The sequence below is a fragment of the Chitinimonas sp. genome, assembly GCF_036568685.1.
Lineage (GTDB): Bacteria > Pseudomonadota > Gammaproteobacteria > Burkholderiales > Chitinimonadaceae > Chitinimonas.
In genome coordinates this window covers 1-20095 of record NZ_DATCSC010000079.1, presented here as the reverse complement: position 1 = coordinate 20095, position 20095 = coordinate 1, and the positions used below count along the sequence as shown (strand labels likewise).

General features: G+C 65.2%; 17 protein-coding genes and 1 pseudogene. 7 read left to right on the top strand and 11 right to left on the bottom strand.

Annotated elements, in window-relative coordinates; translation table 11 throughout:
* Window positions 1-1663: hypothetical protein (locus VIM95_RS12170; protein WP_331986027.1), on the top strand; the 1663-nt coding region annotated here is incomplete at its 5' end.
* Between the two features lie 353 nt (window positions 1664-2016).
* Here VIM95_RS12170 and VIM95_RS12165 read toward each other — a convergent pair.
* The 6 genes from VIM95_RS12165 to VIM95_RS12140 are packed head-to-tail and all read right to left on the bottom strand — an operon-like array spanning window position 2017 to window position 8711.
* Window positions 2017-3321: a DUF58 domain-containing protein gene (locus VIM95_RS12165; protein WP_331986025.1), complete on the bottom strand. Its 1305-nt coding sequence runs from the start codon at window positions 3319-3321 to the stop codon at window positions 2017-2019.
* Complete coding sequence (locus VIM95_RS12160; protein WP_331986023.1) at window positions 3318-4301, bottom strand: MoxR family ATPase; 984 nt, start codon at window positions 4299-4301, stop codon at window positions 3318-3320. Before VIM95_RS12160 ends, VIM95_RS12165 begins: the two co-directional genes overlap by 4 nt.
* A complete protein-coding gene (locus VIM95_RS12155; protein WP_331986021.1) occupies window positions 4291-5460 on the bottom strand; it encodes a DUF4350 domain-containing protein in 1170 nt (389 codons plus the stop codon). Before VIM95_RS12155 ends, VIM95_RS12160 begins: the two co-directional genes overlap by 11 nt.
* Window positions 5457-7088, bottom strand: a complete 1632-nt coding sequence (locus VIM95_RS12150; protein ID WP_331986019.1) for a hypothetical protein — start codon at window positions 7086-7088, stop codon at window positions 5457-5459. The genes VIM95_RS12155 and VIM95_RS12150 overlap by 4 nt, the downstream gene beginning before the upstream one ends.
* Window positions 7075-8031 (bottom strand): stage II sporulation protein M, encoded by a 957-nt coding sequence (locus VIM95_RS12145; protein ID WP_331986017.1) that lies wholly within the window; start codon window positions 8029-8031, stop codon window positions 7075-7077. Before VIM95_RS12145 ends, VIM95_RS12150 begins: the two co-directional genes overlap by 14 nt.
* On the bottom strand, window positions 8028-8711 hold the full coding sequence (locus tag VIM95_RS12140) for an RDD family protein (protein ID WP_331986015.1): 684 nt from the start codon (window positions 8709-8711) through the stop codon (window positions 8028-8030). Before VIM95_RS12140 ends, VIM95_RS12145 begins: the two co-directional genes overlap by 4 nt.
* A gap of 351 nt (window positions 8712-9062) precedes the next feature.
* Here VIM95_RS12140 and VIM95_RS12135 point away from each other — a divergent pair, with 351 nt between their 5' ends.
* The gene (locus tag VIM95_RS12135) at window positions 9063-9566 is read left to right on the top strand and encodes an RDD family protein (RefSeq protein WP_331986013.1); all 504 of its coding nucleotides are present in this window, start codon (window positions 9063-9065) and stop codon (window positions 9564-9566) included.
* 21 nt (window positions 9567-9587) lie between these two features.
* Here the strand turns inward: VIM95_RS12135 and VIM95_RS12130 are convergent, their stop codons facing one another.
* Entirely contained in the window at window positions 9588-10094 is a 507-nt protein-coding gene (locus tag VIM95_RS12130) for a hypothetical protein (protein WP_331986011.1), read from the bottom strand.
* 141 nt (window positions 10095-10235) lie between these two features.
* Here VIM95_RS12130 and VIM95_RS12125 point away from each other — a divergent pair, with 141 nt between their 5' ends.
* The gene (locus VIM95_RS12125) at window positions 10236-10754 is read left to right on the top strand and encodes a GNAT family N-acetyltransferase (protein WP_331986009.1); all 519 of its coding nucleotides are present in this window, start codon (window positions 10236-10238) and stop codon (window positions 10752-10754) included.
* On the opposite strand, the gene VIM95_RS12120 is transcribed toward VIM95_RS12125, so the two are convergent.
* Both VIM95_RS12120 and VIM95_RS12115 read right to left on the bottom strand, forming a co-directional pair.
* Complete coding sequence (locus VIM95_RS12120) at window positions 10727-12163, bottom strand: efflux transporter outer membrane subunit (RefSeq protein WP_331986007.1); 1437 nt, start codon at window positions 12161-12163, stop codon at window positions 10727-10729. The two genes, VIM95_RS12125 and VIM95_RS12120, sit on opposite strands and share 28 nt — an antisense overlap.
* Before the next feature lie 156 nt (window positions 12164-12319).
* The gene (locus tag VIM95_RS12115) at window positions 12320-12793 is read right to left on the bottom strand and encodes a MaoC family dehydratase (RefSeq protein WP_331986005.1); all 474 of its coding nucleotides are present in this window, start codon (window positions 12791-12793) and stop codon (window positions 12320-12322) included.
* 128 nt (window positions 12794-12921) lie between these two features.
* On the opposite strand from VIM95_RS12115, the gene VIM95_RS12110 reads away from it, so the two are divergent.
* The 4 genes from VIM95_RS12110 to VIM95_RS12095 all read left to right on the top strand — a co-directional run bounded on the left by VIM95_RS12110 (window position 12922) and on the right by VIM95_RS12095 (window position 17134).
* A complete protein-coding gene (locus VIM95_RS12110) occupies window positions 12922-13431 on the top strand; it encodes a helix-turn-helix domain-containing protein (RefSeq protein WP_331986003.1) in 510 nt (169 codons plus the stop codon).
* Window positions 13432-13433: 2 nt separating this feature from the next.
* Window positions 13434-14537: an HlyD family secretion protein gene (locus VIM95_RS12105; RefSeq protein ID WP_331986001.1), complete on the top strand. Its 1104-nt coding sequence runs from the start codon at window positions 13434-13436 to the stop codon at window positions 14535-14537.
* The gene (locus VIM95_RS12100; RefSeq protein ID WP_331985999.1) at window positions 14534-16123 is read left to right on the top strand and encodes a DHA2 family efflux MFS transporter permease subunit; all 1590 of its coding nucleotides are present in this window, start codon (window positions 14534-14536) and stop codon (window positions 16121-16123) included. Before VIM95_RS12105 ends, VIM95_RS12100 begins: the two co-directional genes overlap by 4 nt.
* 501 nt (window positions 16124-16624) lie before the next feature.
* A complete protein-coding gene (locus VIM95_RS12095) occupies window positions 16625-17134 on the top strand; it encodes a helix-turn-helix domain-containing protein (RefSeq protein WP_331985997.1) in 510 nt (169 codons plus the stop codon).
* Between the two features lie 39 nt (window positions 17135-17173).
* On the opposite strand, the gene VIM95_RS12090 is transcribed toward VIM95_RS12095, so the two are convergent.
* Window positions 17174-17920, bottom strand: a complete 747-nt coding sequence (locus VIM95_RS12090; RefSeq protein ID WP_331985995.1) for an AAA family ATPase — start codon at window positions 17918-17920, stop codon at window positions 17174-17176.
* A gap of 99 nt (window positions 17921-18019) precedes the next feature.
* A pseudogene (locus VIM95_RS12085) lies at window positions 18020-20095 on the bottom strand (hypothetical protein); the annotation flags it as partial.

Here is a 20095-nt window from a genome sequence, read left to right as displayed (position 1 = left end):
GGTTGCCATACCCGAACCTGTCGAGCCGGTGATGGAGGCCCCCGCCGCGCCTGCGCGCGTTTCCCGTTGGCAAGCTGAGGCCGCGCCGGAAGCACCGTCGCGCCACCGTTTCTTCCTGCTGCGTCACTGGCGCGGCGAAATGAGCTTGGCGGCCTCTTTCTGGGGGATGGGCCTCTTGTGCAGCCTGCTGATCAATCCGGCCATCGTGGCCGGCCTGCAGTGGGTGAGCAATGCCGATACTTCCATGCAGGTGCAAGGAGGCGCTGTCTTTGTCGGTTTCGGGCTCAGCCTGTTGATCGCCATCTGGCTCTGGGTGGGTAATTGGCGCGCGGGCAGCCGTGCCGCCAGCGCGGGCAGCCGTTGGGGCCGGGTAGTGCAGGTGCTGGTGGTGCTGGGCGTGCTCAGCCGCGCCGGGCTATCGGTACAGAGCGAGTTGCCGGAGCTGCGCGAGGCGGCAGATTGGGTACGGGGCATCGAGCAGATTCCCCAGCCGGTCTTCAACCTCTTGCGCGACGGTACCGAGCTGGAATTGGCCGGCGGCATTGCCTTTGGCACCGCACGGCAGTTCCGGACCTATCTCGATGAGCACCCCCAGATCGCGCTGATCCACCTCAATAGCTCGGGTGGGCGTATCAGTGAGGCCATCCGCATTGGCGATGTGATCCGGGAGCGGCATATCAATACTTACACCTCCAACACCTGCGTCAGCGCCTGTGCCTTGGCGTTTCTGGGGGGGACCTACCGCTATGTCGGTGCCAAGGGGCGGTTGGGCTTTCATAGCGCTTATGTCAACCTGAGCAACCCGGTGGCCACCTTCGCCGGCAACCAGCAGCAGGCAGAGCAATTGCGCCGGGTTGGCGCGCCGGAGGAGTTCATCCGCCATGCGACCAGCGTGGCACCCACCGATATGTGGTTCCCTACCCGTGACGAGCTGTTGTCCTCGGGCGTGGTGTCGGAGATCGTCAGTGGCAAGGAGTTCGCCCTCAGCGGGGTGGATGCTGAAGGGCGCAGCGAGGCCGGCATCGATAAGGAATTGCGCAGCGTACCTTATGCCCAGGCCATGGCTGAGCATTACCCGCAGGACTACGCCCGCTTCAAGGCCATGATGGTGGACGGCCTGAGGACCGGCCGGTCCTTGGGCGAGATCATGGCGCAGACCACGCCGCTGCTGGCCAAGGAGGTCATACCCAAGGCGCTCAAGCTGGCTTCCGATCACGCCGTAGCCGATTTCTGGCGCGCCCACCTGCGTAAGCTGCAAGCGCAACGCAAAAGCTCGCCCGAAGCCTGTGTGTTGCTGGAATTCCCCGATGCCTACAGCCATGCACCGGACGGTACCGTCGTGCCGCAAAGCCCGGAAGACTTGAAACTGGAGCTGGAAGCCATGGCGGCCGTGATACGGACCAGCGCTACTGAGCCCACCCAGGAAAAGCCGCCCTTTGGCACCGCCCAGAAGGACCTGACCCAGATCGTCACCGGCATCTACCAGAATGACCATAGCCAGGGCGAGGCACTGCGCGACTCCAAGCTCTACACCCGCGAGCCCGCGATTCTCTGCGGTGCCGTCATTGCCCTCTACAAAGATATCCTGGCCCTGGACGAGCGCCGCAGCGCCAATATCATGCGCTACATCGCCAACCAGCAAGAGGCCAAACCGACCAAGTAGACCGGCAATACAGCAAGCAAAAGAGCGCCCGCCTCGGCGGGCGCTTTTTTCTTGCCTGATGAAGTGCAAATGCTTATGGCGTCCTGATATGACTAAGGACAGGGATGAGCACGTGTTCTGTGCGCAAGCGCCTCGAGCGCAGCGAGCTTTCCCGCTGGAGGGCGGGGCGGAGGGGGAGGGAACCTGTTGCGAGGAGAGCCGTTCCCTTTGAAGCTGCACAAATGACAAGCGCCCGGGGGAGCGAAGTCGTTGCCACCTTTAGGTGGAATACTACTTCGGCCTACTCCTTGCGGGTATTCCCGAGCGCATCGCTGAACGTGGTTATTCTGTACTGCCAGTCTCAACCCAGGCCCTCACAACTGCCCACTCTCCTTGATCTCCAGGTATCGGTCGACCAACGCCGGTGCCAGCTGGTTGGGCGTGACATCGATCAGGCAGCCGGGTTTGAGGCCCAACTGGCGGAGTGAATTGCGCCGCTCGGCCAGGTAGCGTTCAGTACCTGCCAGGCGTAGCGCGTCCGCAAAGCGGCCGACCGGGGCGGCCTGGACGGCGTCCAGTGCAGCCTCGCGCAGACTGGCGCAGAGCACCATATGCTTACCCGAGAGCAGCTTGTAGGCCTCGCGCATGGCCGTGCTGTCCTCGTCGCGCAGATTGGTCACCAGCACGACGAAGGCACGCTTGCGCAGCCGCTGCAGCAAGGCCTCGGCCGCCAGTACATAGTCGGGCGCCGTCTCGCTGGGCTGCAGGTCGTAAAGCCCGGAAAGCAGCCGGTCCAGGCCGGTGCGGCCCTTTTGCGGTGCCAGCCAGCGGTTTTCGCCGGCAAAGGTCAGCACGCCGACCGCATCGCCCTGTTTCTGGGCCACCCAGGCAAGGCTCAGGAGCGCATTGAGCGCATGGTCGTAGTGGGAGGTGCCATCGTCGCGAGCCAGCATGCGGCGGCCGCCATCGAGCAGAAAGACCACCTGCTGGTCACGTTCCTCCTGGTATTCGCGGCTGATCGGCTTGAGCTGGCGGGCCGAGGCCTTCCAGTCGATCGCACGTAGGCTGTCCCCCTGGCGGTATTCGCGCAGTTGGCGAAACTCCGTGCCCTCGCCACGCCGCCGCTTGCGCAAGAGGCCCAACTGCGGAGTGCGTCGGTCGGTGGCGGTCAGGGTGTGCCCCAGCAGCTTGGAGAAGTCGGGAAAGACCCGTATTTGTTGCGGCTCACCCAGCCGCAGCGTGCGCTGCCAGAGCTGCAGCGGGGAAGCCAGCCGTAGCTGAGCCTGGCCAAAGTGGTAGTCGCCGCGCTCGTTCGGTTTGAGACGATAGTGCTGGCGTACAAAGTGGCCGGCAGCCAACCGGGTCTGCCAGGGCAGGCCCTCCAGCTCCCAGCTGGTCGGGTAGTCGTCGAACAGGGCGAGCTTGAGCGGCCGGCCCGCGTCCAGATGCAGGGTCAGGACCACTTCCCCCCAACACCCTACCGGCCAGACGCCGGCCAACTGCCGCTCCAGCCGCAACGCCGGCCGGCGGGCCGCCCGTGCGGCGTCCAGCAGTGCGACCAGCAGCAAGGTGCCGCCCAGCAGCCACCAGGCCAGCAACAGCGCCGGCAGATTGCTTGCCGCCACGCCCATCAGGGCCCAGGCGGCTACCAGCAGGATCAGGTGTCGTGACGGGATCATGCGCGTGGCGCGGCTATCTGTTCCAAGAGCTCGGCCAGCAACTGGTCGGGGCTCAGGCCCTCCAACTCGCTTTCCGGCGCCAAGGCTACCCGGTGCCGCAATACGGGCAGGGCGGCAGCCTTGATATCGTCCGGCGTGACATAGCCGCGGCCGGCCAGCAGCGCCATGGCGCGGGCCAGCCGTACCAGCGCAATACTGCCGCGTGGGCCGGCGCCGATGGCGATGCCCGGCCAGTCGCGGCTGGCACGGACCAGCCGCACGGCGTATTCCGCCACGGCCGGGTCGACGGCGATCTGCGCCACCAGTTGCTGCAGCGCGACCACCGTCTCAGGCTTGACCAAGGTGCCCACGCTGGCCACATCCAGGCTGTCACCCAGACGACCGTCGGTGACCTGTTGCAAGAGGGCCAGCTCTTCCTCGGCGCTGGGGTAGGCGATCAACACCTTGACCAGGAAGCGGTCCAGCTGCGCCTCCGGCAAGGGGTAGGTACCCTCCTGCTCCAGCGGGTTCTGGGTTGCCAGTACCATGAAGGGGGCGTCCAGCGATTGCGACTCACCCTCGATGGTGACCTGCTTCTCTTGCATTACCTCCAGCAGCGAGGACTGCGTCTTGGCTGGCGCACGGTTGATCTCGTCGGCCAGCAGCAGGTTGGTAAAGACCGGCCCGCGGCGGATGCTGAAGGTCTGGTTCTTGAGATCGAACACCGCGTGGCCCATCACGTCGGCCGGCATCAGGTCGGGGGTGAACTGGATGCGTGAGAAACCACCGGAGAAGGTCTTGGCCAGCGCCCGTACCAGCAAGGTCTTGCCGAGCCCCGGCACGCCCTCCAGCAGCACATGGCCTCCGGCCAGGAAACTGGCCAGCACCTGGTCGATCACGACCTGCTGGCCGACCACGGCGCGGCCGATCTCCTCACGCAGCCGGCGGACGATTTCGATGGCCTGGTTGAGGCGCTCGGGGGCGAGGGTGTTATCGCTCATGGTGCTTTCTCAAGGTTTGCAGTATCTGGATCTGTTCGGTAAAGGCCGCGGCCTGGCCCGCTGCCGGACCGTCGATGGCCTCGGCCAGGCGGTCGGCATCGAGCCCCAGGGTCTGCGCCAGCAGTGTTTGCCGCTCGTGTGCCGGCTTGCGCCAGAGGCGGGGCGCACGACGACGCAGCGTGGCCAGGACATCTTGGCGTAGCGCGTCCAGGAGGGTCTGGCGGCCGGCCGGGGTCTGCCAGAGCCAACGCGCACTGGCATCGATGTGTTCCAGCACTGCGCGGCGCGATGGCGCAGGGTCTGGCAGACGCGGGCCAAAGCGGGGCAGGGTGGCCCACAGCAGCAGCAACAGCACCAGCGGCAGGGCGGCCAGGCCGTAGCCGGCGTGATCCCACAGCAGGGCGTACCAACGCCGCATGTCGAGCCGGTCCACTATCAGGACGGTCTGGCCAGCCCGTAATTTGGCCAGGCGCAACAGCAGCTCGGCATGGTCGAGGTCGGGTAGCGAGAAGTGATCGAAGCGTTCGCGGCCCAGCAGCACGACCTGGCCTTTGCCATAGCCATAGGCGCGGATGGCAATGCCCTGTTTGTCGGCCCAGAGTGGCGTCGGGGCGCCTGGCAGGGTGTAGAGATCGCTGCCTTCATCCTCCAGCTGCAGGGGGTAGGCGCTGCCGGGTGGGGTCACCTCGTTGTTGCCACGCGGCCGCTTCACAAAATACTGCGCGGTGTGGAATTCGGCAAAGAGGGGGTCGAGATAGCTTGCTTCCTTCTCTTCCTCTTCGTCATCCGGCGTTGGCTTATCATCGTCCGGTTTGCGCACCGGTGCGGTCACGACCAACACGCCACCGTCGGCCACCCAGCGCATCAGTTGCTCGCTCTCGGCGCGGGTACGCATGCCCCGGTAGCGACCCAACAGCAGCAGGCCAGCCGAGGGCTTGCCGTCCACCGCCAGGTTCAGTGTCTCGCGCTGCTCTACCTTCACCCCTTGTGCACGCAAAAAAGCCGCCGCCGCGTTATAGGGGTGGCGCCAGACCTGGGGCGAAAATTCCGGCACTGCCTTGGGTACGCGGACCATATTCTGGCTCCACCACCACGCGCAGAAAGCGATCAGCAGGCAAACAAGCAGGGTACTCATCAGCGCCAGCCAACGGTGCTTCATGCCAGCCTCCCTGTGCCGAATTGGCGAGCCCAGCCGCTACAGGCTGCCTCCAACACCAAGTCTTGCGGCCATTGCCGGGCATAGGCTGCGGCCTGCCAAAGGCCGGCGACCTCACGGAAAACATGCAAAGCCTCGGTCGGCAACGCGCCTTCGCGGTTTGCCCTCTCGGCCAGGCGCAGGCAGTCTCCCTCGGTGGCACCGCGGCTGAGCGCGAGTGCATGGCGGTGTGCCAGCTGCGAGAGGCTGGCACGGTACAGCAGGGCCAGCGCTGCGCGTTGCTCGCCGCGGTTCCAGAGTGCTCTTACACTGGCGGGTACATCGTCGGGCAGGCTCTCAGGTCGGATATCGAGCCCGGCGACCTCGGTCGGCAGCGGTGGCAGCGCGCGGCTGGCGGGTTGCAGCAAACCGGCGAGCCGGTCGCGGTAGCGATAGGCCAGCCACGCTACCAGGACGATGGCACCACCGATCAGCAAGAGCTTGATCAGTACCACCGCCACTCCAGGTATCTGGCGCCCCTTGCCGTTGCCGAACAGCCACTCCCACCAGCTTGGTGGCTTGTTGTCTTCGGCCTTGGGTGCTTGCTTGTTCCGCTCTTCCCAAACCATATCGCAGCGGTAGCTGCGCAGCTCGGGCTGGGTATAGACCTGGTCGAGCTGCTGACGCAGCCTGGCTTGTTCCGGCGTCGCGGGGGTACCGCGCTTGGCTTGCCGCTCAAGCACCTCCTTGGGCGCTGCGCAGACGATGCTGTCTGCCGCAGGTTCGGTCTCTGCGGCATGACTGGGCGAGGGTTGCAGCAGCAAGCCAGCCAGCAGCAGAGGCAGCAGCAGACCTGCCAGCCGGCCGGCAATGTTTGTCTGCGTGTTGGCAGCAGGGTGAGGCTTGAGCTGGCGCAGCACCAGTTCGATGTCCCAGGCTTCCAGTTCCGCACGGCGGTTGAGGTAGAGCGTAAAGCAGCAGGCGGTGTAGATGGGGCCGATGACGCCACCGGCCACCGCATAGACCAGGCAGCTCAGCGCGGTGAGCAGGTTGGTGGCATTGTCGCTGTCGCTCGCCAGCAGGCTGAAGGGATTGACCGCGTCGGGTTGGGCAAAGAACAACCCGATCAGGCTGATCAGGCCCAGCTGCAGCACCATCTCGAAATGCGCGCAGGCAAGACCGAACCAATAGGCGGTGCGGCCCGCGCCATCCCGGCCGATTACGCTACGCCGGTTGGCGGCAAAGGCACCGCGGGCATGTTCCAGCTGCCAGATGGGCTGGTAGAGCCCGCGACCGGGCATGAAGGGGCGCCAGAGCGTGAGCAGGCGAAACCAGCCGCCGCCAAGCTGCGATGGCCAGGCGCGCAAGGCCGAGCGCCAGCTCACCTGCTCGCCGAAAACCGCGCGCGAGAGGACATAGATCACCACCCGCTCCAGCAATGGCCGTAGCCACCAGCTCAGCAGCAGCCAGGCGAGGCCGAACTTGCCGCTGATCAAGGCGAGTCCATAGCACGCTGCCACCAGCGGCAGCCATAGTGCCAGCCAGGCGGCATAACTGGTGCCGGCCGCCAGCCTCAGCAGCGAGAAGCCCAGGTCCACGGCCTGCCAGGCAGGGCGCGGGTAGAGGTCGAGTTGTAGCTTATCGAGCCGCATGCCGCTCCCTGCCCGCCAGGGCGAAGAAGGCGATCACCGCCGCCCAGCAGATGCCGCCCACGGTGAACTTGGCCGCGGGTGGAATGGTGCCAGCGGCAGACCAGAAGGCCTCGAAGAAGGCGGCGAGCACGGTCAGCAGTGCAGCACCCACCAGCACCGGGTACATGCGTTGGCTTGCCAGCATCAGCGCCTGGCGCCGGCTCAGGCGACCGGGGTTCAGCCAGGATAAGCCCAGCCGCATGCCCGCCAGGCCGGAGAGGATCAGGCCCGTCAGCTCGAAGCTCGAATGCGTGACGACGAAAGACCAGAAGTTGATTCGGGTGATGTCGAACTGGCTCAACCAGGCCGCGATCACGCCGCCGTGTATGCCATTGCCGACCAGACTGATCAGGGCCGGTATGCCCAGGAACAGCCCACCGGCAAAGGTACGGAAGCAGATGGAGACGTTGTTCCAGATATAGAAGCCGAACATGGCGATGTCCTCGCCACCGGTACGGCCAAGCTTGCCCTTGTTGGCCGCATACATGGACTGGTACTGGCTCAGCTCGCCGGCGCTCGAGAAGCTGTAGGCCCACTGCGGGTCGTGCGCGACCAGCAGGCCCACCAGGAGCGTGCTACCCCAGAAAGCCAGGAGTGCCAGCAACAGGAGGCGCCACTCCTGCCGCACGCGCTGCGGCAGCTCGCGACCCAGCCAGTGCCGCAAGGTCAGCGGCCGCTCGGCCGGGGTACCGTAGAGCCGGCGGTGAGCGGCCAATACCTGGCCGTGCAGATAGTCGGTCAGCGAAGGCGAGTAGCCACGTTGCCGCGCCAGCGCCAGGCACTGGCAGAGCTGGCGGTATTGGGCCGGAAAGTGGGTAGGGTCGGCACCCTTGCCGCCATCGAGCTGCTGGGTGATCTGCTCCCAGAGCGCACCGTATTGTGCTTCAAACTGTTTTTGCTTCATCGCGTCAGCCCCGCAGCAAAGGCGCGTAGGCGTGCCAGCGAGGCAGCACCGCGCAGGCCGGTCAAGGGCTCGGCGAGATCAGCCAGCTCGTGCGCGCGTTCCGGCGAGAGCCGGCCGGCGCGCTCAACCAGGTCCAGCAAGGCGCGCTGCTCGCGCGGGCTCAGTGGCCAGGGCAGCGGCTGTGGCGCCACGTCGGCCACCGCTGCGCGCCGTTTGGGCTGGGTTCGGTAAATGACCAGTGTGCCGGCCACCAGGTCACCCAGGCGGCGGAACTGCCGGTCGCAGAGCATGGAGACGAGCCCGCAGGCATATAGAAAGGGCAGGAAGTCCGCCGCCAGCAGCAGGTTGCGCAGTACGGATTCCCGCCAGCCTACCGGCAGGCCATCGGCCCGAACGACCTCCAGGCCCATCCAGCGCTTGCCCAGGGTACGGCCGCCGCAATAGACCTCGCAGAACACCGGGTAGCCCCAGTAGGTCAGGAAAAGGCCGGCTAGATAGAAGCCCCTGCCGGTGCTGTCGGTACCAAACAGCAGCGCAACCAGCATATTGAGTAGTATCACCGCCAGCGACCAGGCAGCCAGGTCTATGCCCCAGGCCAAGGCTCGGCGGCCTGGGCCGGCCGGCGTGAGCGCCAGGCTGATGCCCTCGGGGGTGAGCAGGGAAAGGCGGCCGTCCAGCATCAGCAGGCGGGCTGGCCGAGCAGGGATGGGCTGCCGATAAGCGGCAGCGTGAGCGTCACCGGCTTAGGGTCAGCGTAGCAGCGTTGGTTTGGCAATTTCTTCCTCGTACGACGCCTGGCCGCTGCCACCCGTGGGCAGGGGCGCCGTTTTGCTGTTCTGTGCGGTCGCGTGCCGCGTATCCCGGCATTCTAATCAGGCTTGCCGGTGGCTGAACAGGGCGGGCGGGGTTGAATGGCAATTTTGCGCTTGTCGGCCATGGGCGCTTGGTCAAACTGCGAAGGATTTGGCATAGTCCGCACTCCGCGCAGCGCGGACCAGAAGATCAACGACAAGGTATAAAGGCAGGAAACCATGCAGCAGAACAACCCCAATCCCTACGCCGTCAGCGAAGGCATCGCGCTGGACGTTTCGGACCAAGCTGGCGAGCCGGCCGGCCGCTGGCATCGTCTGGGCGCCTCGCTCATCGACAGCCTGATCCTCTCCATCGTGATCTGGCCGGTCATCCTCTTCGTCTTCCAGATTCCCTTCGCCAGTGTTGCGACCCTGGGCTTGGGCGCCAAGTTGTTGCTCGGCACGGGCAGCTTCCTCACCTATGTGCTGATCAACGGTTACCTGCTGTACCAGGGCGGCCAGACGGTCGGCAAAAAGCTGCTCGGTATCCGCGTGGTCAAGCTGGACGGCAGCAAGGCTACGCTGCTGACCTTGACCGTGGTGCGCCATCTCCCCCTGAATCTGGTGGGCTTGATCCCGGTGGTGGGCAGCATCATCCAGTTGGCGGACGCGCTCTTCATCTTCCGCGAGAACCGCCGCTGCCTGCACGATCTGATCGCTGGCACCAAGGTGGTGGTGGCCTGACCCGCTAAGCACCCCGCCTGGTCAGGACGGCGTATCCTGCCGGGCGGCCGGCGCAACATGTCGGCGATAAAGGAAAAAGGCAAAGGGCAGGAAGTAGAACACCAGCCAGTGGCCGGATGCACTGCGCAGCTCGTTGACCCGCAGGTGGCGGTATTCGCTGCTGCTGAGTTCATGCACCGCCTTGCCCGGCTCCTGCAGGGTATAGCGGCCATCCGATTGCACCAGGGTACCGTCCGGCGCCTGTGCCTCGCAGACCAGGAAGTTGATGAAGGCGTAGGCCACGATGGCGGCAATGGCTGCCTTGGCCTTGAGCGGGCAGTGGGCCAGCGGGTGGCCGGGGACCGTGTTGGTGCCCTTATGCGCAGTCTGGGCCTCCAGCATGGGCACGAACAAGGCAAAGATCCCGAGCTTGAGCAGCCAGACGAAGGGCAGTTGCACGGAGATATCGACCCCGCACAGCGTCAGGAGATGAACCAGCAGCGCCAGGAGAAAAGCCCCCAGTGCGCAACCTGCGATCAGGCGGTCCATGACAAGTCCCTCCGCCAGGCCGTGACGGAAGTGCAGCAAGCCTGGCTCGACTTCGTTTACCCTGTTTTCTTTAAACCTAGCCTGTCGCCTGCAAAAGTGGGTAGAAAATTGGCTGTCACCTGAAGGGACGTAACTTCAGCCATGACGCAGTCGACGTTGGTTGCGCCGGGACTGGTACTGCGGCCGGCTCATTCGGCCGATGCCGCGGCCATCAGTACCCTCATCCGGTCGTTGTCCCACCTCGTCCTGCTGCATCCAGACGGCCGAGGCGCCGAGCCTTTCCTGGCCAGCATCGGCCCCGCCGCCATCAGCGGCTATATCACCGACCCACGCTACTGCTATCAGCTTGTCATGGCAGAAGGTGAGCTGGCCGGCGTGCTGGCAGTGCGCGATGGCAGCCATCTCTTCCATCTGTTTATCGCACCTGCCTGGCAGGGCCGCGGGCTGGGCGCGCGGGTCCTGACGCAGGCAATGGCACGGGTGCTGGCCGCGCACCCGCGCATGACGGTGAATGCCAGCCTCAATGCCATCTCCTTCTACGCCAAGGCTGGCTTTGTACCCGTCGGCGAGCAGGTGGCGCAGGACGGGGTGGCCTTCCTGCCCATGGCGCTGGACCGTCATCCAGGCGGCCTCTACCAGCCCCCGCCCAGCGCCCGGTAGGTGGCAATGACCGCCCGCGCGCTGCCGGTTTCGGCGCGGGCCAGCTGGTCGCGTGCCGTCAGGAGCTGCCTGTCCTGTTCCAGTACCTCGCTCAGGCTCACCGCGCCGCCCTGGTAGGCGGCGTCGGAGGAATCACGCGCTCTTTGGCTGGCGGCCACCTCCTTCAGCAGTTCCTGCCGCTCGGCCTCGGTCTGGGTCTGTGCCACCAGTGCGTTCTCCACGTCCTCGGTCGCGCGCAGCATAGCTTGCCGATAGCGGGCCAGTGCCTCGGCATTGGCGCCCTTGGCGCGCGCCACTTCGGCGTCCACCTTGCCAAAGTCGAACAAGCGCCAACGCAGGCCAGCCACGAGCTGGGGCTGGAAGTTGGCGGCGGAGGGCGTGGCAGTGTTGAGTGCCTCGAACCCCAACAGGCCCGAGAGCGAGAACTTGGGGTAGTACTCGGCGGTGGCTACGCCAATGCGGGCATTCGAAGCCGCCAGGTGGCGCTCGGCGGCGATCACATCGGGGCGGCGGCGCAGCAGCTCGGCAGGCTGCAAGGTCATGGCCAGTGCCGGAACATTGGCGCTGCCGCCAGGGCCGGTCAGCTCGGCGGCATAGGTGCCGGGATGGGCACCCATCAGCACGTCCAGCCGGTTGAGCTGTACATCGCGTTCGGCCTTGAGTGGTGGCAGGGTGGCCGCGACCTGGGCCACACGGGCCTCGGCCGCCGCTTGTTCGCGCTGGGTAGCCAGGCCAGCCTTGAGGCGCAGGTTGACGAGTTCCAGCAGGTCACGATCGGTCTTGAGCTGGCTCTCTGCCAGCGTAATACGCGCCTGTGCGCCACGGATGCGGAAGTAGGCATCCGCTGCCTCGGCTGCCACAGAGACCTTCACACCCAGCCGTTCAGCTTCGGCCGCCTGGGCTTCCGCCTGGTCTGCTTCTGCGGCACGGTGCAGTCCGCCAAACAGATCGATCTCCCAACTCGCCCCAACGCCGCTATCAAACAGGGTAGCGTTGCGCTCGTAGCCGGGGTGGCCGCTGGCCAGTTTGCCCAAGGGGCTCTGCAGTGACTGGCGCTGGGCGGCTGCTTGTGCCGAGAGCCCGATCGTAGGTAGCAGATTGGCTTCGCCCAACCGTGCGCTGGCGCGGGCCTGCTCTACGCGCGCCAGGGCGGCGGCCAGGTCCAGGTTCTGTGCCAGGGCGCGCTCGATAATGCGGCTCAGGGCCGGGTCCTGGAACTGCGTCCACCAGAGGTCGAGCTTGAGCGGCTGCGCGTTGGCACCCCCGACGGACTGGCCGTGGAAGTGCTCGGGCATGGCGTCTTTGGGCGCGGCGTAGTCGGGGCCGACGGTGGCGCAGGCGGCCAGGGCCAGCGGCAGCAGGGTGGCCAGCAGGGAGAAGCCGGTACGGGGGATAGGCAAAGTATTCATGGTAACGCTCCGAGGTAAATACCACTGTCTCGCGCCTGCGAGGCTCCCTCGCGGCGGCGAGGGCGGGGGGAGTAGATTGGATCAGCGAGGAGTGGTTGATATCAGGATGTCCTCAAACGCCCGGGTTTCCCGGGCGCAGCGGCGGTGCCTGAGCTGTCACTTCGCGTCATTCTTCACCAGGCGACGTACCAGCAGCTTCGCGAGCATCTTTTGAACCACGTCACCGCGCTGGTTACGGGTCTCCACCTGCAAGGTCACGATGCCCCGGTCGCTGCGCGAGCGCGAGGGCACGATCTCGACAATCTCGCTTTCCACCTGCAATACGTCACCCGGTCGGGTGGGCATGGGCCAGCTCAGTTCGGCCCCCGCGCCTATCACTCCGCCGGCAATCTTCAAGGGCCCGGTCACCAGCAGCTTCATGGTCACCGCTGCCGTGTGCCAGCCACTGGCCGCCAGGCCGCCGAACAGGCTGAGCTCCGCCGCCGCCTCATCCAGATGGAAGGGCTGGGGGTCGAACTGCCCCGCAAAGGTCTTGATCTGCTCGGTATCCAGCGCGTGGGTATCGCTCTTGAAGCGCGCGCCCACATAGAGGTCTTCCAGATATCTAAGGTTGTCCTGTTCGTTTGCCATGGTGCTTTCCTTTGCTGGCTGGGCTGCCCTGAGGTAGCGATTTAAACAGTTACTTGCATAACAATAGTTACGAGTGTAGAGTAACTTCCATCGTGAAAGCAACTGGTTTGTCAGAAAGGCGGAAAGCGATGCAGGACAAGCACTACGCACGGGCTGAGGACCCCCTGGCGCGTGGCCTGGAACGGGTCACCGAGCGCTGGAGTGTGCTTATCCTGCGCGAGTGCTTCTATGGCGCGACCCGCTTTGAGCAGTACCGGCAGGAGCTGGGCATCGCGCCCAACATCCTTACCCAGCGGCTGGCCATGCTGGTGGAGGAGGGGCTCCTGGTACGGCGCGCCTACAGCAAGCACCCACCACGTTTTGAGTACCTGCTGACCGATATGGGCCGTGCCTTCCGACCGGTGCTGCTCACTTTGCTGGCCTGGGGTAACAAGCATTTCGCCCCCAATGGCGCCCGCGTTGTCCTTACCGAGGCGGCCAGCGGCCGGTTGGTGGAGATGGCGCTGGTGGACAGGCAGACCGGTCGCGAGATCACGCCGACCAATAGATTGCGCCGTGTGCTGCGTAGGCAGGCGGTGGTATCCGAACCCTCGACTTCAAACTCTCCACAGGCTGTGGACCCCGAAAAGGAGCAGTAGCCATGACCGACCAGACCTCCCAGGCATCTCCCGCTGTTGCACCGGCTGCACGGCGCAGCATGAGTGGCAAATCGCTGGCGGTGACCAGCCTTGCCGTGGCGGCCGCGCTGGGTGCCGCGATCTATGGCGCCCATTGGTGGACCGACGGCCGCTTCAAAGAAGCGACCGACGACGCCTATGTGGGGGGTGATATCACGACCGTCAGCCCCAAAGTGCCGGGCTATATCGCCGAGCTGGCGGTACAGGACAATCAGCAGGTCCGTGCCGGCGATCTGCTGGTTAAGCTCGATGACCGCGACTACCGCGCCGCGCTGGCCAAGGCCGAGGCGGCCATCGCCGCCCAGCAGGCGCTGCTGGCCAATCTCGATGCTACCCAGAGCCTGCAGCAGGCGGTGATCGCTCAGCAGCGTGCCGGTGTGGTCGCCAGTACGGCCGAGACCACCCGCGCCAAGGAGGACGAAACCCGCTATCAGGCCCTGGTGGGCAAGGCCGCCGTCTCTGCCCAGAGCGCGGAGAAGGCCACTGCAGACTACAAGCAGGCGCAAGCCAACCAGCAACGTAGCGAGGCTGCCGTAGTGGCCGCCGAGCGCGAGCTGGCCGTGATCGGCACCCGCCGCCAGCAGGCCGGTGCTGCACTGGCGCAGGCCACCGCCGAGCGCGATCTGGCTAGGCTCAACCTCAGCTATACCGAGATCCGCGCGCCCATCGACGGCGTGATCGGCAACCGCCGCGCCCGCGGTGGCGCCTATGTCAGCGTGGGCAACCCGCTCTTGGTGATCGTGCCCTCGCAAGGCCTGTGGGTGGATGCCAACTTCAAGGAAAGCCAGCTTGCCCGCTTCAAGCCCGGCCTTGCCGCCACCATTGAGGTCGATGCCTTGCCCGGTCGCAAGCTGCATGGCCACCTGGCCAGCCTGGCACCAGCCACCGGCGCACAGTTCAGCGTGTTGCCGGCCGAGAACGCCACCGGCAACTTCACCAAGATCGTGCAACGGGTACCGGTGCGTATCGTGCTCGACAAGGCCGATGCGACGCTGGGGGCCTTGCGCCCCGGCCTCTCGGTGACGGCCGAGGTGGACGCACGCGGCACTGAGGACAAGGCATCATGAGCGCCACGGCCAGTACCGATGGCCTGATCCTGCCCTCGCAGATGAGCACGGCGGCCAAGGTATTTGCCTTCGCCACCATGTGCGTGGGCATGTTTATCGCCTTGCTGGATATCCAGATCGTCTCGGCCTCGCTACGCGACATCGGTGGCGGTCTCTCGGCCGGTACCGACGAGACGGTCTGGGTGCAGACCAGCTATCTGATCGCCGAGATCATCATGATTCCGTTGTCGGGCTGGCTCTCCAGGGTCATGTCCACACGCTGGCTGTTCGCCGCCTCGGCGGCCGGCTTTACCGTCGCCAGCCTGTTGTGCGGTGCGGCCTGGAATATCCAGAGCATGATCGCCTTCCGTGCCCTGCAGGGTTTTCTGGGCGGTTCCATGATCCCGCTGGTGTTCACCACGGCCTTTGCCTTCTTCGCCGGCCCGCAGCGGGTGATCGCCGCGGCCACCGTGGGCGCCATTGCCTCGCTGGCGCCTACACTTGGGCCCACCATCGGTGGCTGGATCACCGACCACTTCTCCTGGCACTGGTTGTTCTTCATCAACCTGGTGCCAGGCCTCTTCGTCACCTTTGCCGTGCCGGCCTTTGTGCGTATCGACAAGCCAGACTGGTCGCTGCTGCGCAATGCCGATTACCTGGGCATCGCCCTGATGGCGTTATTCCTGGGTAGCCTGGAATACACCCTGGAAGAGGGCCCGCGCTGGGACTGGCTGGGCGACCCGGTGATTGCCACCACCGCCTGGCTGGCTGGCATCTCGGGTGTCTTGTTCGTCTGGCGTAGCCTGAGCTACGCCCACCCGGTGGTGGACTTGCGCGCGCTCAAGGACCGCAACTTCACGCTGGGCTGCTTCTTCTCCTTCATGACCGGCGTGGGCATCTTCGCCACCATCTACCTCACCCCGGTCTTCCTTGGGCGGGTACGCGGCTTCAGTGCGCTGGACATCGGCCTGGCGGTATTCTCCACCGGCGTGTTCCAGATCATGTCCATTCCGTTCTATTCCTACCTGGCCAACCGGGTGGACCTGCGCTGGCTCATGATGTTTGGCCTCGGCTGCTTCGCTTTCTCCATGTGGCAGTTCTCGCCCATCACCCACGACTGGGGCGGCCTGGAGCTGATGTTGCCACAGGCCTTTCGCGGCATGGGCCAGCAGTTCGCCGTGGCTCCGGCAGTCACGCTCACCCTTGGGGCGCTTTCGCCAGTGCAGCTGCGGCTGGCGTCGGGTCTCTTCAACGTCATGCGCAACCTCGGCGGCGCCATCGGCATTGCGCTGTGCGCCACCATCCTGAACGACCGGACCAATCTGCATTTCTACCGCCTGGCCGAGCACCTCAATAGCAGTAACGAGGCCATGAACGCAGCACTTGCCGGCAGCGGCAGCAACTTCGGCGCCTGGCTGGGCGACAGCGCCAGTGCGAGCACGGCGGCGCTCAGGCAGCTATGGGGTCTGACCTACCGGGAGGCACTGACGATGACCTTTGGCGATACCTATATCGTGATCATGGTCGGCTTTATCGCAACCACCTTGATGGTGCCGCTGCTGAAGAAGGTGGCGCCGCCGAAGGCGCCCTCCGCAGATGCGCATTAAAGTCGCTCAGAGGGCTGCTGCATAGCGACCTTCCGATGAATGCCTGGCGGTCCCCGCAAGGGGGAGGCTGAAGTAGTAAGCCACCTGAAGGTGGCAACGACTTCGCTCAGCCGGGCGCTAATTGGCATTTGAAGCTCATACGCGCTTTCGCTTTCATATCCCCCACTCCCCCCGCCCTCGCCAGGGGCGAGGGAGCCTCGCTGACGCTCGTTAGTGACTTCGATGAGCGATAGGGTAGGAAGGATTTAAGGGGTATGGCGGGGTACCCGCAAGGAGTAGGCCGAGGTAGTGAGCCACCTGAAGGTGGCAACGACTACGCTCAGCCGCACTGATCGCCTTTGTCAGAAGGCGTAGGAGTTTGCGGTGACAACCGCAGAACAGATCGCAGTGGAGCAAGGTACGGTGAGAAGAAGGGCTTTCAGCCCACCGGTCTTGCCCACCGGGAACGAAGCGCTTATAGTAACTATCATATTGAAAGCTATAGGTTTTCGGAGGAACACCATGCAGCGCAAGAGCTTCGGCAATATGCAGTGCCCCATCGCCCGCAGCCTGGAGAGGGTAGGCGAGTGGTGGAGCATTCTCATCCTGCGCGATGCCTTCTACGGCCTCACCCGCTTCGATGAATTCCAGAAGAGCCTCGACATCGCCCCCAATATGCTCACCCGTCGCCTGACCGCGCTGGTAGAAGAGGGCCTGCTTGAGCGCCGCCAGTACAGCGAGCGGCCGCCGCGCTATGAGTACCACCTGACCGAGCGTGGCCGCGATTTCCGGCCGGTATTGCTGGCCCTCCTGGCCTGGGGTAACCGGCACTTCGCGCCCGAGGGGCTGAGCGTGGTGCTGGTGGACGAAGCGACTGGCCAGGAAGTGGAGCCTGTACTGGTCGACAAGGCCAATGGCAAGCCCATCACCCAACGGGACCACGTGATCGCCGCAGGTCCCGCCGCCAACGAAGGTGTGCTGCGGCGCATGGAGCTGGCGCGCGAGCGGCGTGAACGTGCCGCTCAAAGCTGATAGACCCCCGGCGCGGATGCGTCACTCAGGTACGGCTACCTAGCCGGCTTCGTCTTCGTCGGCCAGCAACTGTGCCAACCGGCGCGGATAGTGGTTGAGGAAATCTCTCGTCACCGCGTAGTGCTCGGTATCCTCATAGGCCACCTCTGAGATGCCCTCGCCATGGAACTGCAGGATCTTGGCGTTGGGATAGGCAAGCAGGATGGGGGAGTGGGTGGCGATGATGAACTGCGAATCGTCCTGCACCAGCTGGTGGATGACTGCCAGCGCGGCCAGCTGTCGGTTGGGCGAGAGTGCTGCCTCGGGCTCATCCAGCAGGTAGAGGCCCTGGCCACGGAACTTGCCAGTCAAAAGTGCCATAAACGCCTCGCCGTGCGAGCGCTCATGCAGCGAGCGGTTGCCGTAACCACCCAGGTAGCCCGCCTCGTCGGTATAGGTTGCTACGTTGAAGAAGCTCTCCGCCCGCAGAAAGTAGCCGTCGCGCGGCTTGCGAAAACTGCGCGCCAGTCGCAGGGCGCGGTGCAGGGGCGATACCGTATCGGCTGTCTGTACCTGCATATTGCGGGTACCACCTTCCTGGCTGTAGCCCAGTGCCATGGCGATGGCCTCCAGTACCGTGGATTTGCCGCTACCGTTCTCCCCCACCAGAAAGGTCACGTCGGGGTGAAAGCCCAGATGCCCCAGCTCTCGCACCGCCGGAATATTGTGTGGGTAGCAGCCATAGTCGATATCGAGCTCAGGCCGGATGGAGATTTCCTGCAGATAGGGTTTGGCGGTCAGGACCATGGTGCTGGGCTGTGCGGGAGGGGCCGGGCCAGCATAGCGCAGAAATCGGCCGGCGAGTCTACGTCCGGTCCTTTCAAGCGAACTTTAGCTGCTCTGTGCCTAACGCACTGCCAATAACAGGTCCCGGTTCTGATTGGCCACATTGCCGCTATAGTCCCGCGCAGTAATGCGCAGGGTGTAGTCACCGGCCGGTAATCCCTGCACGGAAAGGCCGCCATCCTGCCAGTGGCCATCGCGTACCACATGGCTCACCACATAGCGGAAGTGCGTCTCCTTGCTGCCGTGCACGGTTATGCCGCTGTCGGCCGCGTAGGCCATCTTTACTGCTGCGTCGTCGGCCGGCATGCGGTTGAATTCGATGTTCATGCGTGGTGCCTCAAAGCCTGGCAGCGGTGTGCCATCGGCGCGTAGCAGCTGGTAGCCCAGGGCATAGAGGCCCAAGCGGCGGCGCGGCAGGTTGTCGTCCACCTGGTCCCAGGCGTCTACCACGATCTGCAATCCCGCGCTGCCCTGCGGTACCAGCAGGCGGCCGGCAACCTTCTGGCGCAGCGGCTGGTTCTGCCCGTCGCGCAGCTCTACGCTGGCAATATGCGGCGGCTGGTGGTCGGCAAAGCCCTTGAAGCCCAGCGCGATGGCGTTGCGCTCAAAACCGAAGGCTCCCACGCTCAGGTGTACATGGGCCATGCCATTGGTGGTGCCGAGCACTTCGCCGGCATGAAAGCGCGTACCGCGTGGTACCCGCATCAGCAGCAGCTTGCCGGCTTCGTCGCGTATGGGTTGGAAATGCGCCGGGTCCAGCAGCCTACCCTGGGCGGTACGGCCCACCCGCATATGGATGTAGCTGAGGTCATCAATGCCCAGCCCCTCGCCCAGCTCACCAAAGCCCCAGGCGCCATTGGGGCTGCTGACCTTGCCATCGGCGATGGCCAGTACCTCGGCCCCTACATCATTCTGGATATCCAGCCCACCGTGCAGATGGTCGCGGCTCTCGCCCTGGTAGTTGCCACGTACCTCACCCAGCGTACCCACCACCTCGTGCCAGCCATCCTGCGGTGCCACCGGCCAGCGGCCTTGGGTACGTGGCAGTGGGTTGGCCGGGGCGGGGCCCAGGGGGACCGGCACAGGCTGGGCCTGGCCGGCGGCCAACGGGGCGATGTGGTAGAGCCGGAAGCTGCCAGCGTCGCTCACATGCAGGGTGCCGTCCTTGGCGAGCGCAAGACCAGCTGGTCTTGCCAACTGGTCCATCAACGTGGCGCCGGTCAGCACATGGAGACGGCCGTCCTGGGCAATCTGCAGCACGCCACCGTGCGACATCTCGCCTACATAGAGCAGACCATCATGGGTGACCACCAGGCTGACCGGGCGGCGCAGCGCCGCGTCGCGGTCGTGCGGCTCGCTGCGTAGCAGCGTGCTGACTGTGCCATCCGGCGCCAGTTTGCGGATAGCGTTGTTACGGGTGTCGGCCACCCAGACATTGCCTTGGTCATCCAGCGCCAAGGCAGCCGGGGTGTCGAAACGGGCCTGTACACCTACGCCATCGGCGTAGCCCGGCAGGCCGCCGCCGGCCAGGGTACGGACCTGTCCATCCGGGCTGATCAGGCGTATGCGGTCATTGTAGGTATCGGCCACATAGACCCGGCCGGCCTTGTCCACCGCCACCCCGACCGGGCCGTTGAACTGCGCTTGCGCAGCGGCGCCGTCACGCGTGCCGGGCGTGCCATCGCCAGCGAGCGTGCTGACCACGCCGGCGGGCGTTACCTTGCGGATACGGTGGTTGCCGGTATCGGCCACGTAGAGGTTGCCGGCTGTGTCCAGTGCCAGGCCAGAGGGCGTATGAAAGGCGGCGGCCTGGCCGGTGCCATCGGCATAGCCCTCCTTGCCACCGGCCAGAGTGCTGACCGTGCCATCGGGTGTGATTTTGCGTATGCGGTTGTTGTCGCCGGCGTCAGCCACAAAGCGCGTGCCATCCTGCGCAATGGCGATGCCATAGGGGTCTGAAAAGCGCGCCGCCAGTGCGGCGCCATCTTGTTCGCCCCGCACACCGTCGCCGGCCGTGAGGCTCAACTGGGCCGCCCAGCCAAAGGGCGTGCTCCGTGGCTGCTGGATCACGCCGCTCACCACCTGGCTGGCGGGCGGCCGATACAGAGTGAGGCAGGCGGCAAGGGTGGCACAGAC

Excerpts from the sequence above, each read along its gene's own strand:
- VIM95_RS12095 (WP_331985997.1), top strand. The coding sequence starts at position 16,625 with ATGCAGCGCAAGAGCTTCGGCAATATGCAGTGCCCCATCGCCCGCAGC.
- VIM95_RS12120 (WP_331986007.1), bottom strand. The coding sequence starts at position 12,163 with ATGAATACTTTGCCTATCCCCCGTACCGGCTTCTCCCTGCTGGCCACC.
- VIM95_RS12100 (WP_331985999.1), top strand. The coding sequence starts at position 14,534 with ATGAGCGCCACGGCCAGTACCGATGGCCTGATCCTGCCCTCGCAGATG.
- VIM95_RS12140 (WP_331986015.1), bottom strand. The coding sequence starts at position 8,711 with ATGCTGGACGGCCGCCTTTCCCTGCTCACCCCCGAGGGCATCAGCCTG.
- VIM95_RS12150 (WP_331986019.1), bottom strand. The coding sequence starts at position 7,088 with ATGCGGCTCGATAAGCTACAACTCGACCTCTACCCGCGCCCTGCCTGG.
- VIM95_RS12125 (WP_331986009.1), top strand. The coding sequence starts at position 10,236 with ATGACGCAGTCGACGTTGGTTGCGCCGGGACTGGTACTGCGGCCGGCT.
- VIM95_RS12155 (WP_331986021.1), bottom strand. The coding sequence starts at position 5,460 with ATGAAGCACCGTTGGCTGGCGCTGATGAGTACCCTGCTTGTTTGCCTG.
- VIM95_RS12145 (WP_331986017.1), bottom strand. The coding sequence starts at position 8,031 with ATGAAGCAAAAACAGTTTGAAGCACAATACGGTGCGCTCTGGGAGCAG.
- VIM95_RS12090 (WP_331985995.1), bottom strand. The coding sequence starts at position 17,920 with ATGGTCCTGACCGCCAAACCCTATCTGCAGGAAATCTCCATCCGGCCT.
- VIM95_RS12115 (WP_331986005.1), bottom strand. The coding sequence starts at position 12,793 with ATGGCAAACGAACAGGACAACCTTAGATATCTGGAAGACCTCTATGTG.
- VIM95_RS12105 (WP_331986001.1), top strand. The coding sequence starts at position 13,434 with ATGACCGACCAGACCTCCCAGGCATCTCCCGCTGTTGCACCGGCTGCA.
- VIM95_RS12130 (WP_331986011.1), bottom strand. The coding sequence starts at position 10,094 with ATGGACCGCCTGATCGCAGGTTGCGCACTGGGGGCTTTTCTCCTGGCG.
- VIM95_RS12110 (WP_331986003.1), top strand. The coding sequence starts at position 12,922 with ATGCAGGACAAGCACTACGCACGGGCTGAGGACCCCCTGGCGCGTGGC.
- VIM95_RS12160 (WP_331986023.1), bottom strand. The coding sequence starts at position 4,301 with ATGAGCGATAACACCCTCGCCCCCGAGCGCCTCAACCAGGCCATCGAA.
- VIM95_RS12135 (WP_331986013.1), top strand. The coding sequence starts at position 9,063 with ATGCAGCAGAACAACCCCAATCCCTACGCCGTCAGCGAAGGCATCGCG.
- VIM95_RS12165 (WP_331986025.1), bottom strand. The coding sequence starts at position 3,321 with ATGATCCCGTCACGACACCTGATCCTGCTGGTAGCCGCCTGGGCCCTG.